Raw genomic sequence first — 13,021 nt, 5'->3', positions numbered from 1 at the left:
AAATTCGTATTTTAAACTTGTGTGTTCAACATGGTACTTGTATTTTATATAAACTTAAAAAGGTTTTGAGTGGAATGGTTAAAAAAGAAGATATTCAAGCAATTTTCATAAGTTCTTTTATTGTAGTTATAATATCTATATTGTGGATGTTCGACTTAAATTTTATTTATAAGTTTATAGATATTAAATTTGCATCTTGGAATTTTGATAATATCTTTGAAAAAATATCCTATTTTAGCATTTTTAATATTATATTATTTTATATATTTTTTGCTTTATGTTTTGCTTTTGCTTTTGTTTTTATGAAATATGATATTAAAAAATACCTCACAAACTTCAGTATTATTTTTATACTTTCTATTTTAACTAACTTTATTAGCACTCACGAATTTGCTAAAACTTGGCAATTAGAAACACCACTAATAGCCTTAATTATAGGACTTTTAATAGGAAATATCTTCCATACTCCCAAATGGTTTAAAGACACCTTGACTACAGAATTTTATGTCAAAATAGGCATTATACTCATGGGAGCAACCTTACCGCTAACTTTAATCATACAAGCAGGCTCTATAGCGATCATACAAGCTTGTATAATCACAATTATCACTTTTTTCTCTATATTTTTTATCGCTACTAAATTTTTTAAACTTGATCCTAAATTTGGAGTAACATTAGGTGGGGGAGGATCTATATGTGGAGTAAGTGCTGCCATAGTTATAGGAAATGCTGCAAAAGCTAAACAAGAACATATTTCAATAACAATTAGTATAGTAGTATTTTGGGCAATATTAATGATACTATTTTTACCATTTTTGTGCAAAATTTTAAATTTAGACCCTGGAGTTGCTGGAGCATGGATAGGCACATCAGAATTTGCTGATGCAGCGGGAATAGCTGCTGCAGCGGGAATAGGAGATGAAAGAGCTATAGCAGCTTTTACTCTAATAAAAGTGCTAGGTCGTGATATGTTTATTGGTATTTGGGCTGTTTTAGTGGCTTTTCTTTCTATAACTTTTTGGGAAAAGAAAAATAACGAAAAAACCGATATAAAACTAATATGGCAAAGATTTCCTATTTTTATAGCAGGTTTTATATTTATGTCTATTTTTACTACATTTTTTATAATTTCTTTACAAGATCATGGTAAAATTTATCAAAGCGAAGTTTTATCAAGTATAAAAAATTTTAGAAATTGGATTTTTACTTGGACTTTTTTATGCATAGGCTTAAGTGCAAATATTAAACAAATTTTATTACTAGGATACAAACCTCTAATGGCTTTTAGCTTGGGTGTTATAATTAACCTTCCTTTGGGTTTTATACTATCTAATTATATCTTTGTTGATTTTTGGAAAAATTTTTTAAGATAAGGATTATGTTTGGATTATAAATTACAAGATTTAAAAAACATACTAACTCAAAATATTAATCCTGAACATGAAGTAGTATTTATTGCTGGAAATTTAGCAAATTTTGGACGTTTTGACTCAAATAACAAAAAAGATTTACTCGATTTAATCATAGAAAGTATAATGCAAGCTAGCAATGAAAAAAGCACCATAATGACTCAAACTATGAGTTTTCAAATTTGCAATACAAATACTCCATTTCATCGTTACACATGGGCAAATTTAGGTGCTTTTGGTAATTATTTATTAAATCTTGATGGTAGCATAAGAAGTTTACATCCTTTTGCTTCCTATACAGCATTTGGTAAAAATGCAAAGATTTGCGATTGTCAAATTCCTTTTGCATATGGCTTGCAAAGCCCATATGATAATATGCTTAAATATGATAATATTTTAATGATAAGTATGGGTATGAAGCCAAATATGACTTGCTCCATAGTTCATCATGCAGAATTTAATATGCATGTTCCTTATAGATATATCAAAGAATTTAATCATCCCATACAGTTAAATGATGAAATTACTTATAAAAAATTTTATCTTCATGTATTATATAAAGAATACTACGAGGAAAACTACAAAAGAAATCTTAATATTAATTTTTTTAACTACTTTTTGCAAGAAAAAAAAGCCATAATCAAAGAATTTTCTTTAGGGAAAAATGCCATTTATATTTATAATTATAAAGATTTTTACAATTCTTGCATAGAATATCTCCAACAAAACATTTATGCCTGGATGAGCGAAGAACCAAAAATAAAACCTTTTATATTTTAAAATGGAAAAGATATGATAAAAAAACTAGAATTTAATTTTAAAGAAAATCGTAATTATATACATGGAACAAATATTTATAATACATTATTATCTATATACAAAGATGATATTATTTCAAATTTTGAAATTTCTTTTCACAATATTGCTTATAATAATTTAACTTTAACCGATACCAAACCCGATGATTTAAAAGATCTGAGATTTATTTGTCATTTTATAGCAAAAGATTCCATGACACATTACCTTTATGGAATCGATAATCCACTTTCTAAACCAACACTTTCTAAACCTTATCCAGAAGAAAACATCACAAAAGATGCCACTATCAACCATGATGAAAAAAGTATTATTTTAAATAATACTAGCAACTTTACTTATATAGAAGAAATTGTCGCTTTGAATAAGCATTTGCTAAATAATATTTTTCCTCAAGCTAAAGGAAAATGGTATTTTTCAAAATTGCAATTCCAAAACATTCCATTAGAAAAATCTTATCCTATTAAGATTGTTTTTAAAAGCAATTTTAATTTTTTAATTGTAAAAAGTGAAATTTATTTTAATGATAAATTTATGGGATTTATTTATTTTAGTTTAAAATAAAGGTATGTTAATGCTAGGTATTTCTGATATAGGAACTTATATTTGTTCTGATAAAATTTCTAATTTTGATAGAAAAACAGATTTTGATATCAATGATGAGTTTATTAAAGAAAAAATAGGCTTTCAAAGTCTTAGTAAAAGTTCAGATGAAGAAAAAACTTCTACCTTATGTTTAAAGGCATTTGAAAAAATAAAACACAAAATTGATTTATCTAATATTGATTGCTTGATTTTAATTTCACAAAACCCCGATGTAAAAATTCCACATACTTCAGCAATTTTACATAACAAATTAAATCTTTCCAAAAATTGCGCTTGTTTTGATGTGGGGCTTGGATGTAGTGGCTATGTATATGGACTTTCTATTATACTTTCTTTTATGCAAAATAATAATCTAAAACACGGTTTGTTATTTACCTGCGATCCTTATAGAAAAATTATAGATAATAATGATAAAAATACTTCCTTATTATTTGGTGATGGAGCAAGCGTAAGCTATATAAATAAAGACTATAAATATAAGATAAAATCATTTAAATTTGGAACCGATGGCAGTAAATACACAAACATTCTTTGTGAAAAAGATATATTGTCTATGAATGGACGTGGTGTATTTGAATTTAGCGCTACTACTATACCAAAACATATAATGGATTTTTTACAAGAAGAGCAAATAAATCTTAATAACATAGATCGTTTTATTTTTCATCAAGGTAGTAAATATATAGTTGACACTCTTAGACAGCGATTAAAATTAGATGAAGAAAAAGTTCCATTTGACGCAAATTTTTATGGCAATACCGTTTCTTCTTCAATACCAATTTTGTTAGAAAATGAATTTCAAAAAGAAAAATGCTATAATAATATATTAATTTCAGGATTTGGCACAGGCCTTTCTTGGGCTAGTGCTATATTACAAGGAAAAAAATGAAAATTGAAGCTAAAGATATTTTAGAAATATTAAAAGAAGTTTGTGTTTTAGTTGATATAAACACACTAGAAATAAACAAGCCTTTAAAAGATCAAGGGATAGACTCTTTAGATATGGCAAACCTTTTCTTAAACTTACAAGAAAAATATAATATTGAAATTCCTATGGAAGATACTGAAAAATTAACTTCTATAGAAAATATAGAACAATATATAAAATTGAAATAATATAGGAGTTATCATGGATATAATCCAAGAATGTTTTAATAATATAGGAAGATCTGATATAAATAAAAACTCAAAAAACCTTCTTAGTGATGGAATCATAGATAGTATGGATGTTGTTTCTTTGGTTAGTGAAATAGAAAAACACTATAACAAACCAATAAAGTCTAACTTTATAAAACCTGAAGCGTTTGAAAATTTTGAAAACATACAACGTATGATAACAGAAAGTATGAGCCATGATTCCTCTTTTTAAAACCCAAAATCACATCTCCACAACAGACGAATTAAAACTTACTTTGCAAAATCTTGGCATAAAAAAAGGAGATATACTATATATACATAGTGAAATTTTTAATTTTGGGATCCCAGTAATTAACCTTCATGATCTTCAAAAAAACATTATAGATTGTTTTTTTGAAGTAATAGGAAGTGAAGGTACACTCATAATGCCAACTTTTACCTATAGTTTTTGTGATAACAAAGTTTATGATAAGTTAAATTCAAAAACAAAAATTGGTGTTTTAAATGAATTCTTTAGAAAGCTTCCTGGAGTTAAGCGTACTAACGACCCTTTATTTTCTTTTGCAATTAAAGGCGCAAAAGAAAAATTATTTTTAAAAGAAACAAATAGTTGTTTTGGTGAAAATAGCGTATTTGATATCTTGACTCAACAAAATGCTAAATTAGTTTTATTTGGTGGGAGGCATGTTGATCATTCTTATATCCACTATATAGAAGAATATATGAAAGTTTCTTATAGATTTTATAAAAATTTTAGTGGTTTAATTATAGATGAAAACGGAAACAAAACAAATAAAAATATTATGTATTATTGCAGACACTTAGATATGAATTCCGAAACATCTATTGATTCAATTTTAAAAATGTTAACACAAGATAATAATATACAGTGTGAAAATTTTGCAAACGCAGAAATATCAATAATCGATATTAAAAGATTTTTCGATTCTGGAACTAAAATTTTGGCAAAAAACGAAAAGGCTTTATTAAAACAAGAGAATAAAAATGCAATGTTCATTCAATAATGTTAAAATATCAGCAATGATTTCGGTAGTTCCTGATAACAAAATTAACATAGATGATGAATTACACACAAAATATCAAGGAAATATTAAAAAACTAAATAAAATTAAACAATCTACGGGGATACAGTATCGATATTTGGTTGATGAACAAACATCTGTAAGTGATTTAGCAATATATGCTTGTAATATACTTTTTAATGAGTACAAGCTAGATAAAAATACTATAGATAGCGTGATTGTCACAACACAAACACCTGATTTTTTTATGCCTGCAACCGCATGTTATATTCACGGTAAACTCGACTTACCTCAATCTACTATCGCTTTTGATATTAACCAATCATGTGTTGGATATTTATATGGACTTTATGTTGCTTTTAATATGCTAGAAAATCAAAGTTGTAAAAAAATATTATTTATTTGCGGAAACACTGTCAACAAAGGTCTTAATACCAATGAACTTATAGGTCATGGTGTGAGTGTTAGTATCTTAGAATACACTGAGTTTTCAAATAAAAGTTTTTTTGAAATCAATAATGATGGCAAGGGTGTGCCATTTTTATTTACACCTTTTGGTGCATATAAAACACCTACAAGTGATGAATTTGAAGAAAATGGATGGGAAAACACTCCTATTAAAGACTTTTTTATGGATGGATTAGAAATTTTTAATTTTGCAATAAGCAAAGAGCCAGAAAGCTTTAATAGTTTATTAAAATTTTCTAATTTCAATAAAGAGCAATTAGATTATATTTTTTTTCATCAAGCCAATAAAAGCATAGTGGATCTTATTATAAAAAGACTGGGATTAGATTCTAAAAAAACTCCTAGTGATACTATGTATAAATATGGAAATTTAGCCTCTGCTTCAATTCCTGCAGCAATTTGCGACACATTAAACACTCATCAGAATAAACTAAATCATAAAATAAATACTGCCTTGTGCGGGTTTGGCGCAGGGCTTAGTTGGGCCAATGCTATAATTACACTTGATGAGAATTTTTGGTGTAAAGAAACTCAAGTATTTAAAAAGGAAACACGATGACAAAACAAATTTTTTTAAAAAAATTAGAAGAATTATTACAAGTTGATTATGCTTTAGAAGAGAATATGTTATTAAAAAACATTGAAGAATATGATAGCTTGGCTTTATTATCACTTACAGTTTTTTATGATCAAGAATTTAATATTTTTGTAGAAGGAAAAAAACTTAAATCTTGTCAAAGTATTTCAGATTTAATTGCATTAATTCCTAGTGAAAAATTGGAATTTTGATGATATTTAAAGAAAATCTATTTAAAAATAAAAGTTTTATAATTACAGGTGCTAGTAGTGGTATAGGAGCTCATATATCCTTAACCCTAAATAAGCTTGGCGCTAAAATCATAGCTATCGGTAGAGATAAAAATAAGCTTTTAAGTCAAAAAAAACAAGCTAAAAATCCTGATGATTTCATTATAATTTCAAAAGATTTATCAAATTTTGAAAATATTGATAAATGGACACTAGAACTTGCAAAAGAATATGAAGGTTTTGACGGAGCGGTTTTAGCTGCGGGTATTGCACAACCTCTAGGAATTAACTCTCCTTATTATACTGATAGTGCAAAAGAAATTTTTAATATAAACTATTTTGGAAATCTACAAATTTTAAAAGGTTTAATAAACAAAAAAGCAAAAACAAAAGATGAGGCAAGTTTTATTTGGATTAGCTCTACTGCTAGCAAAACTCCAGGAAAAGGATTAAGCTCCTATGGTGCAAGTAAAGCAGCTATAAATGCAGCAGTCAAATCTATAGCATTAGAAATAGCTCCAAAATATAGAATAAATTCAATACTACCAGGATTTATAAAAACTCCATTAACAGAAATTGGTTTCGATAGCGAACCTTTTGAAAATTCTTACCCATTAGGAATAGGAAAAGTTGAAAATATCTCCCCTTTAGTATGTTTTCTTTTGAGCAATGCTTCATCTTGGATTACTGGGCAAGAAATCATTATAGACGGAGGTGGAGAGTCTCTTTGAATTAAACATTTTGACTCTTGAAAAATCATGAAAAATCTTTGTATTATACCAGCGCGTGGTGGTTCTAAACGCATTCCTAGAAAAAATATCATTGATTTTTTAGGAAAACCTTTGATTGCTTATAGCGTAGAAAGTGCTTTAAATTCAGGCATTTTTGATGATGTGATTATCTCAAGTGATGATGATGAAATCATCGAAGTAGCTTTAAAATATGGCGCAAAAGCTCCTTTTGTGCGCAAAAAAGAATTAAGTGATGATTATACAAGCTCAACTGCTGTAATCCAAGATGCTATCATTACCCTAAAAATGCAAGATAAAATCTATGAAAATGTATGTTGTTTATATGCTACTGCACCACTTATAGATGAGTTTATCTTACAAAAAGCTTTTAAGCAATTTATTCAAGATGAGTGCAAATTTTTATTTTCAGCTTGTGAATTTGAATACCCTATACAAAGAGGTTTTTACCTTGATGAACAAAACAAAGTTTATATGTTTGATGAGTCAAATTATCATAAACGTTCACAAGATCTTATTAAAGCTTATCACGATGGTGGTGCATTTTACTTTGGTAAAAAAGAAGCATGGCTAGAAGAAGATTTTATGTTTAAACCTCATTCTAAAGCCTTTTTACTTCCAAGGAATAAAATTTGCGATATTGACACCTTTGAGGACTTAGAATTTGCTAAAATACTTTATCAATTCAACAAAGGCAAAATTTGAAAGTTCTTTTTAGAAGCGATAGTTCTAGCGCTATAGGACACGGACACATTAAAAGAGATCTTTTGCTAGCTAAACAATACCAAGATGTATCTTTTGCTTGTTTACCACTAAAAGGCTCTTTAATAGATGAAATTCCTTATCCTGTGTATGAGTTAACAAGTGCTAGCATATATGAACTCATCAATCTCATCAAAAAGGAAAAATTTGATCTTTTAATCATTGATCATTATGAGATTACTGCAAATGATGAAAAACTCATTAAATTAGAAACAGGAATTAAAATTCTTAGCTTTGATGATGAGATAAAAGAACATTTTTGCGATATTTTACTTAATGTCAATGCTTATGCTAAAGAAAGTGATTATGAAAATTTAGTACCAAAATATTGTGAATTAAGATGTGGCTTTTCCTATGCTCTAATACGCGATGAGTTTTATCAAGAAAGCAAGATAAAAAGAGATAAAATTTATGATTATTTTATCTGTATAGGGGGAAGCGATCCAAAAAATATTTCCTTTGATATAGCAAATAAACTAAATAAAAATAAAACTGTCATCATAGCTACCACAAAAGCAAATTCTCATCTAAACTTACTTCAAAAATTAAGCCAAAAAAACCCTAATATACAAATTCTCATTGACCATCCTAGCCTTGCTAGATTAATGAATGAAAGTAAAAAACTCATCATTAGCGCAAGCTCATTAGTCAATGAAGCTTTGATTTTAAAAGCAAATTTTAAAGCCATAGTTTATGCTAAAAATCAAGAAAAAATTGCAACTTGGCTTGCTAAAAAAGGCTATGAAGTGGAGAGTTTTATATGATAGTTTTAAAAGATTTTATCCACTTAAATCAAGAAGAAATCAAGCTCGTTTTAAAATGGCGAAATAATGAAAGTATTGCTAAATTTATGAAAACACAAAATATCACTTTAAAAGAGCATTTAAGCTTTTTATCTAGCCTAAAAACAGATACAACTAAAAAATACTTTTTAGTTTATGATAGCAAACAAGCTATAGGCGTGATTGATTTTATCAATATAACTAACAATTCATGCGAATTTGGACTCTATGGTATAAAAAAAGATGTAGGCGAACTTTTAATGCAAGAAGTTAAAAACTATGCTTTCAATGTTTTAAAAGTTCAAACTTTAAATGCTTGTGTTTTCAAAGAAAACACAAAAGCTTTAAATTTATATTTAAAACATAAATTTAAAATAATCAAAGAAAATAATAATTTTTATCTCATGTTTTTATTTTTGGATATTATGGGGGGGGTAAGCTTAATACTTCTTATAACTTTACCTTTCTTAAAAAGGCAGCATAATGAAAATAGCTTTACTTACTTCGCCTAATCAATGGTTTGTACCCTATATTAAAAAACTACAAAAATTAATACCTAACTCTTTGGTATTTTACAAGCATGAACAAATAAGTGGTTATGATATAGTTTTTATACTTTCCTACCACCGAATAATCTCGAAAGAATTTTTAAGCAAAAATAAAAACAACATTGTCATACATGCTTCAAATTTACCACAAGGTAAAGGATGGGCTCCTCTTTTTCACCAAGTTTTAGAAGGAAAAAATGAAATTACTTTTACTTTATTTGAAGCAGATGAAAAAACAGATAATGGTGATATATATTTACAAAAAACACTGGTTTTAAATGGCTTAGAACTCTATGAAGAACTAAGAGACAAACAAGCAAATTTTACCATAAAATTATGCCTTGATTTCTTAAGAAAATTTCCAAATATAACAAAAATACCCCAAAAAGGAAAAGAAAGTTTTTATCCAAAAAGAACTCCAAAAGATCACGAACTTGATATTAATAAAACCATAGAAGAACAATTCAATCTTTTAAGAATTTCTAATAATAAAGAATTTCCTGCTTTTTTTTATAAAAATGGAAAAAAATTTATTATAAAAATTTATTTAGAATAGTTAAGTATAATACTTAGCAAGGAATAAAAATGAATAATGAACTTTGGGAAAAAATTTATAAAGAACGCTCAAAATGCACTTTATATCCTAATGAAAATTTTGTTAGTTTCTTTTATAGAAATTTTATAAACAAAAATTTAGAAAATATCAATATACTTGAAATAGGATGTGGTTGGGGAAATAATCTAAAATTTTTAAAACAAGAAGGATACGATCCTATCGGTACAGATTTTTCTCAAGAAGCCATAGAACACTTAAAAAAGCAAAACTACAATGTATTTTGTGAAGATATTGCTAAAATAAACATGGAAAAATATCACTCTAAATTTGATTTAATTTATGCTTGCGGTGTTTTAGAATGTAATGATATAATAAATATCCAAAAAATTTTATTATTTTGCAATATAGCATTAAAAGACAATGGAAAATTATATATCTTTAGTACTAATAATGATTTTTATGATAAAGTTTTAGTACCTACACCTATAACACAAGAAATATTTTTAAGTGCTTTAAAACAAAATAACATCAAATTTAATGATATACAAATTGATTATTTAACAAAAACTTTTAATAATCAAACACAGACTATAAAATTAATAGAAATTATATGTACAAAGTAATTTACCATGAGTAAAAAAAATAATTTTTTTAAAAAAATACAAGAAACAGAATTTATTTTTTTTAAGGAATGCTACACTACTTGTGATGGTTATTGTTGTAAAAATTTTCATGCGGATAATTTTAAATTTCTCAATCAAGATGATGTTATCATACCTTTGCTGGAACCAGAATTTCAATCGATAAATAATTTCTCAGATAAAACATTTTTAAATTTTAAAGAAAAAATTTTTACACTAGATAACAAAAAGAAAATAAAAATATATTTTCTCAAATGTTCATCTAAAGGACTATGTCATCCTCATTGCATCAGACCTTTAATTTGTAAAATTTATCCTTATTTTCCTATAGTTAATTTTGATGGAGATTTTTTAGGTGTACGAGAATGTGCGTTTCTTGATCTATTTTATAAAAACGAAAAAAACCATCCTTGTACTTTAGTTCGCCAGCACAAACAGCAATTAGTTCATGATTTTAAGCAAAGTACAGAATTTCTTAGACGACAGCCAATTATGATTTTTGTATTTATGGTTTTAAAATATTTAGATGAAGCTTTAATGTTGTATTTTAAAAAATCTTTGAATGATAAAATTTACCTTGATGAATTAGATGAAAAACACAAGCAAAATTTTTTTGAATTATACGAAAATAATGCTCTGACATTTAATGCATGGAAAACACAAGAATTTAAAAACAATATTAGCAACACTTATAAGATATTAGAACAAAAATATGGCGAAGAATTTACTCAATATTTTTTTGATTAAAGAGTATAGATTATGGATTTAACTTTACTTCCTTATATGATTATAGGGATTTTTTCAGGTATAGCTTCAGGAGTTTTTGGTATAGGTGGTGGTATGATCATCATTCCTTTCATGCTTACTTTAGGGCTCAGCTCTCACCATGCTGTTGCAATTTCTGTTGTACAAATGATTTTTGCTTCTATTTTTGGCTCCTATTTAAACTATAAAAAGAAAAATTTAATCTTAAAAGATGGACTCATCATAGGCTTTGGAGGCTTTTTAGGTGCGATGTTTAGCGGGCTTTTACTCTCATATTTTTCAGATATAACTTTAACAAGTATTTTTCTATGCGTGAGTATTGTATTTTTTTTAAAATTTGCTTTTAATCAAAAAAGTTCCATTGGAAACATCAACCACTCTAATATCTTAAAAAATTCCATTTTGCTAATTTGTGGCGTATTTACAGGAATTTTTGCTATATCTTTAGGGATTGGCGGTGGGCTTTTAATCACCCCTATTCTAGCTTATTTTTTAGGCTATGATACTAAAAAAGTAGTACCACTTAGTTTGTTTTTTGTGATTTTTGCTTCCATTTCAGGAATTAGTTCTTTTGTATATAATGACATCATTGATAAAGAAGTCTTGCAAAATGGAAGCTTAGTAGGACTTAGTTCTATGCTAGGGGTTTATCTTGGTATTAAAATCATGGAAAAAATCAACCTTAAATCCCACCGCATAGCACTTTTGGGCATCTACACTCTTTCTATAACTATGACTATTATAAGCTTGATTAAAAAGCTAAATTTATTTTAATCTATCAGCAAATTTTTGTCTGTTAGAAGTATAGACAAAGCTTAAAACTTCCGCCACTGCTTTAAAAAGCTCTGGTGGGATAAGATCATTTACCTCACATGCTTTATAAAGTTCTCTTGCTAAAGGAGGATTTTCATAAATCATCACATTATATTCATATGCCATATCTTTTATACGCAAAGCTAAAAAGTCCACTCCTTTAGCTAAAACTTTTGGCGCAGCTTCTTTAGAACTATCATAACGCAAAGCAACCGCATAGTGAGTGGGGTTAGTAATCACCACATCAGCACTAGCGACATCTTGTACCATTCTGCGTCTTGCTGCTTCCATTTGCAAACGACGAATTCTTCCTTTTACCAAAGGATCTCCTTCGCTTTGTTTGTATTCATCTTTGATTTCTTGTTTGCTCATGCGTAAATTTTTAAAGTACTGATACCTTACCAAAAGCACATCTAAAAGCCCAATAATCAAAAAAGCTATAATCACAATAGCCGCAAGTATAATAGCCTTATCCCTAAGCCATAAAAGTTGTGGATAAATCGTATAAAGCTCCACTCTAGGAAGTTCTTTCATAAATTGTAATAAAAAAATAAAAGCTATTCCAAAAACCACTCCAACTTTAAGAGTAATTTTTAAAGCTTCAATGATTTTTTTCAAAGAAAAAAGATTTTTAAGACCATTAATAGGGTTAATTTTGTTAAAATTTGGAGTAATAGGCTTGGTGGTAAAAATAAAACCAAATTGCATTAAATTCCCAAGCACGCCTGCAACCATAATCGTTAAAGTAATAGGTAAAACCATAATAAACATTTCTATCATGGTTTTTATAATAATTTTTTGCAAGATTTTTAAATCAAGTTCTATACCTATAAAGCTTTGATAAAACCTATACAAACCGCTAATTCTCTCACCTATAAAAGGCAACATAAACAACACCACAACCACAGCTATAACAAGCACAGCCACAGCAGATGCATCTTGGCTTTTTGGGACATTGCCCTCTTTACGAGCATCTTCTATTTTCTTGGACGTGGGTTCTTCTGTTTTTTCTTGATCATCAGCAGCCATAAAAAACCTTTAAATTTTTAAAGTAAAATTATAGCATTTAATCCAAGTATCAACAAATTTGACTACTTGGATTTAGCTTATCCCAGCCAC

At 27.6% G+C, this 13,021-nt stretch carries 18 protein-coding genes; 17 read left to right on the top strand and 1 reads right to left on the bottom strand.

Going from position 1 to position 13,021, the window contains the following annotated elements; genetic code table 11:
- Positions 1-74: 74 nt before the first annotated feature.
- From L8U00_RS07075 to L8U00_RS06995, 17 genes are read left to right on the top strand one after another with little or no spacing between them, the layout of a single operon-like run.
- On the top strand, positions 75-1,373 hold the full coding sequence (locus tag L8U00_RS07075; RefSeq protein WP_263709027.1) for a YeiH family protein: 1,299 nt from the start codon (positions 75-77) through the stop codon (positions 1,371-1,373).
- Positions 1,374-1,382: 9 nt separating this feature from the next.
- On the top strand, positions 1,383-2,189 hold the full coding sequence (locus L8U00_RS07070) for an AAC(3) family N-acetyltransferase (protein WP_263709026.1): 807 nt from the start codon (positions 1,383-1,385) through the stop codon (positions 2,187-2,189).
- A 12-nt stretch (positions 2,190-2,201) separates the two neighbouring features.
- Positions 2,202-2,789 carry a hypothetical protein gene (locus L8U00_RS07065; RefSeq protein ID WP_074692883.1) on the top strand — a complete coding sequence of 196 codons (588 nt, stop codon included), beginning with the start codon at positions 2,202-2,204 and terminating at the stop codon, positions 2,787-2,789.
- Positions 2,790-2,799: 10 nt separating this feature from the next.
- Entirely contained in the window at positions 2,800-3,720 is a 921-nt protein-coding gene (locus L8U00_RS07060) for a ketoacyl-ACP synthase III (RefSeq protein ID WP_263709025.1), read from the top strand.
- Positions 3,717-3,947 (top strand): acyl carrier protein, encoded by a 231-nt coding sequence (locus L8U00_RS07055; protein ID WP_263709024.1) that lies wholly within the window; start codon positions 3,717-3,719, stop codon positions 3,945-3,947. The genes L8U00_RS07060 and L8U00_RS07055 overlap by 4 nt, the downstream gene beginning before the upstream one ends.
- 13 nt (positions 3,948-3,960) lie before the next feature.
- Positions 3,961-4,200 (top strand): acyl carrier protein, encoded by a 240-nt coding sequence (locus tag L8U00_RS07050; protein ID WP_263706678.1) that lies wholly within the window; start codon positions 3,961-3,963, stop codon positions 4,198-4,200.
- The gene (locus L8U00_RS07045; RefSeq protein WP_263709023.1) at positions 4,184-4,993 is read left to right on the top strand and encodes an AAC(3) family N-acetyltransferase; all 810 of its coding nucleotides are present in this window, start codon (positions 4,184-4,186) and stop codon (positions 4,991-4,993) included. The genes L8U00_RS07050 and L8U00_RS07045 overlap by 17 nt, the downstream gene beginning before the upstream one ends.
- Positions 4,974-6,038, top strand: coding sequence for a 3-oxoacyl-[acyl-carrier-protein] synthase III C-terminal domain-containing protein (locus L8U00_RS07040; protein WP_263709022.1), 1,065 nt, complete (start codon positions 4,974-4,976; stop codon positions 6,036-6,038). Before L8U00_RS07045 ends, L8U00_RS07040 begins: the two co-directional genes overlap by 20 nt.
- The gene (locus L8U00_RS07035) at positions 6,035-6,268 is read left to right on the top strand and encodes a hypothetical protein (protein WP_074692889.1); all 234 of its coding nucleotides are present in this window, start codon (positions 6,035-6,037) and stop codon (positions 6,266-6,268) included. Before L8U00_RS07040 ends, L8U00_RS07035 begins: the two co-directional genes overlap by 4 nt.
- Entirely contained in the window at positions 6,268-7,017 is a 750-nt protein-coding gene (locus tag L8U00_RS07030) for an SDR family NAD(P)-dependent oxidoreductase (protein ID WP_234944987.1), read from the top strand. Before L8U00_RS07035 ends, L8U00_RS07030 begins: the two co-directional genes overlap by 1 nt.
- Before the next feature lie 27 nt (positions 7,018-7,044).
- Positions 7,045-7,740, top strand: a complete 696-nt coding sequence (pseF, locus tag L8U00_RS07025; RefSeq protein WP_074692891.1) for a pseudaminic acid cytidylyltransferase — start codon at positions 7,045-7,047, stop codon at positions 7,738-7,740.
- Entirely contained in the window at positions 7,737-8,561 is an 825-nt protein-coding gene (gene pseG / locus L8U00_RS07020; protein ID WP_074692893.1) for a UDP-2,4-diacetamido-2,4,6-trideoxy-beta-L-altropyranose hydrolase, read from the top strand. The genes pseF and pseG overlap by 4 nt, the downstream gene beginning before the upstream one ends.
- On the top strand, positions 8,558-9,091 hold the full coding sequence (pseH, locus tag L8U00_RS07015; protein ID WP_201628841.1) for a UDP-4-amino-4,6-dideoxy-N-acetyl-beta-L-altrosamine N-acetyltransferase: 534 nt from the start codon (positions 8,558-8,560) through the stop codon (positions 9,089-9,091). Before pseG ends, pseH begins: the two co-directional genes overlap by 4 nt.
- Positions 9,063-9,683: a formyltransferase family protein gene (locus L8U00_RS07010; protein ID WP_263709020.1), complete on the top strand. Its 621-nt coding sequence runs from the start codon at positions 9,063-9,065 to the stop codon at positions 9,681-9,683. The genes pseH and L8U00_RS07010 overlap by 29 nt, the downstream gene beginning before the upstream one ends.
- Before the next feature lie 29 nt (positions 9,684-9,712).
- Positions 9,713-10,306, top strand: coding sequence for a class I SAM-dependent methyltransferase (locus tag L8U00_RS07005; RefSeq protein ID WP_263706690.1), 594 nt, complete (start codon positions 9,713-9,715; stop codon positions 10,304-10,306).
- Between the two features lie 6 nt (positions 10,307-10,312).
- Positions 10,313-11,071, top strand: a complete 759-nt coding sequence (locus L8U00_RS07000; RefSeq protein ID WP_263709019.1) for a hypothetical protein — start codon at positions 10,313-10,315, stop codon at positions 11,069-11,071.
- 12 nt (positions 11,072-11,083) lie between these two features.
- Complete coding sequence (locus tag L8U00_RS06995) at positions 11,084-11,863, top strand: sulfite exporter TauE/SafE family protein (RefSeq protein WP_263709017.1); 780 nt, start codon at positions 11,084-11,086, stop codon at positions 11,861-11,863.
- Here the strand turns inward: L8U00_RS06995 and flhB are convergent.
- Positions 11,855-12,931 (bottom strand): flagellar biosynthesis protein FlhB, encoded by a 1,077-nt coding sequence (gene flhB, locus L8U00_RS06990; protein WP_039628948.1) that lies wholly within the window; start codon positions 12,929-12,931, stop codon positions 11,855-11,857. The two genes, L8U00_RS06995 and flhB, sit on opposite strands and share 9 nt — an antisense overlap.
- Positions 12,932-13,021: the final 90 nt, after the last annotated feature.

The organism is Campylobacter sp. IFREMER_LSEM_CL2256 (assembly GCF_025771645.1).
Lineage (GTDB): Bacteria > Campylobacterota > Campylobacteria > Campylobacterales > Campylobacteraceae > Campylobacter_D.
Note: the sequence above shows the minus strand (reverse complement) of the source record. Positions and strands in the feature narration are given on the sequence as shown.

Excerpts from the sequence above, each read along its gene's own strand:
- L8U00_RS07005 (WP_263706690.1), top strand. The coding sequence starts at position 9,713 with ATGAATAATGAACTTTGGGAAAAAATTTATAAAGAACGCTCAAAATGC.
- L8U00_RS07075 (WP_263709027.1), top strand. The coding sequence starts at position 75 with ATGGTTAAAAAAGAAGATATTCAAGCAATTTTCATAAGTTCTTTTATT.
- L8U00_RS06995 (WP_263709017.1), top strand. The coding sequence starts at position 11,084 with ATGGATTTAACTTTACTTCCTTATATGATTATAGGGATTTTTTCAGGT.
- L8U00_RS07040 (WP_263709022.1), top strand. The coding sequence starts at position 4,974 with ATGCAATGTTCATTCAATAATGTTAAAATATCAGCAATGATTTCGGTA.
- L8U00_RS07055 (WP_263709024.1), top strand. The coding sequence starts at position 3,717 with ATGAAAATTGAAGCTAAAGATATTTTAGAAATATTAAAAGAAGTTTGT.
- pseF (WP_074692891.1), top strand. The coding sequence starts at position 7,045 with ATGAAAAATCTTTGTATTATACCAGCGCGTGGTGGTTCTAAACGCATT.
- L8U00_RS07000 (WP_263709019.1), top strand. The coding sequence starts at position 10,313 with ATGAGTAAAAAAAATAATTTTTTTAAAAAAATACAAGAAACAGAATTT.
- L8U00_RS07030 (WP_234944987.1), top strand. The coding sequence starts at position 6,268 with ATGATATTTAAAGAAAATCTATTTAAAAATAAAAGTTTTATAATTACA.
- L8U00_RS07045 (WP_263709023.1), top strand. The coding sequence starts at position 4,184 with ATGATTCCTCTTTTTAAAACCCAAAATCACATCTCCACAACAGACGAA.
- L8U00_RS07050 (WP_263706678.1), top strand. The coding sequence starts at position 3,961 with ATGGATATAATCCAAGAATGTTTTAATAATATAGGAAGATCTGATATA.
- L8U00_RS07010 (WP_263709020.1), top strand. The coding sequence starts at position 9,063 with ATGAAAATAGCTTTACTTACTTCGCCTAATCAATGGTTTGTACCCTAT.
- L8U00_RS07060 (WP_263709025.1), top strand. The coding sequence starts at position 2,800 with ATGCTAGGTATTTCTGATATAGGAACTTATATTTGTTCTGATAAAATT.
- L8U00_RS07065 (WP_074692883.1), top strand. The coding sequence starts at position 2,202 with ATGATAAAAAAACTAGAATTTAATTTTAAAGAAAATCGTAATTATATA.
- flhB (WP_039628948.1), bottom strand. The coding sequence starts at position 12,931 with ATGGCTGCTGATGATCAAGAAAAAACAGAAGAACCCACGTCCAAGAAA.
- pseH (WP_201628841.1), top strand. The coding sequence starts at position 8,558 with ATGATAGTTTTAAAAGATTTTATCCACTTAAATCAAGAAGAAATCAAG.
- L8U00_RS07035 (WP_074692889.1), top strand. The coding sequence starts at position 6,035 with ATGACAAAACAAATTTTTTTAAAAAAATTAGAAGAATTATTACAAGTT.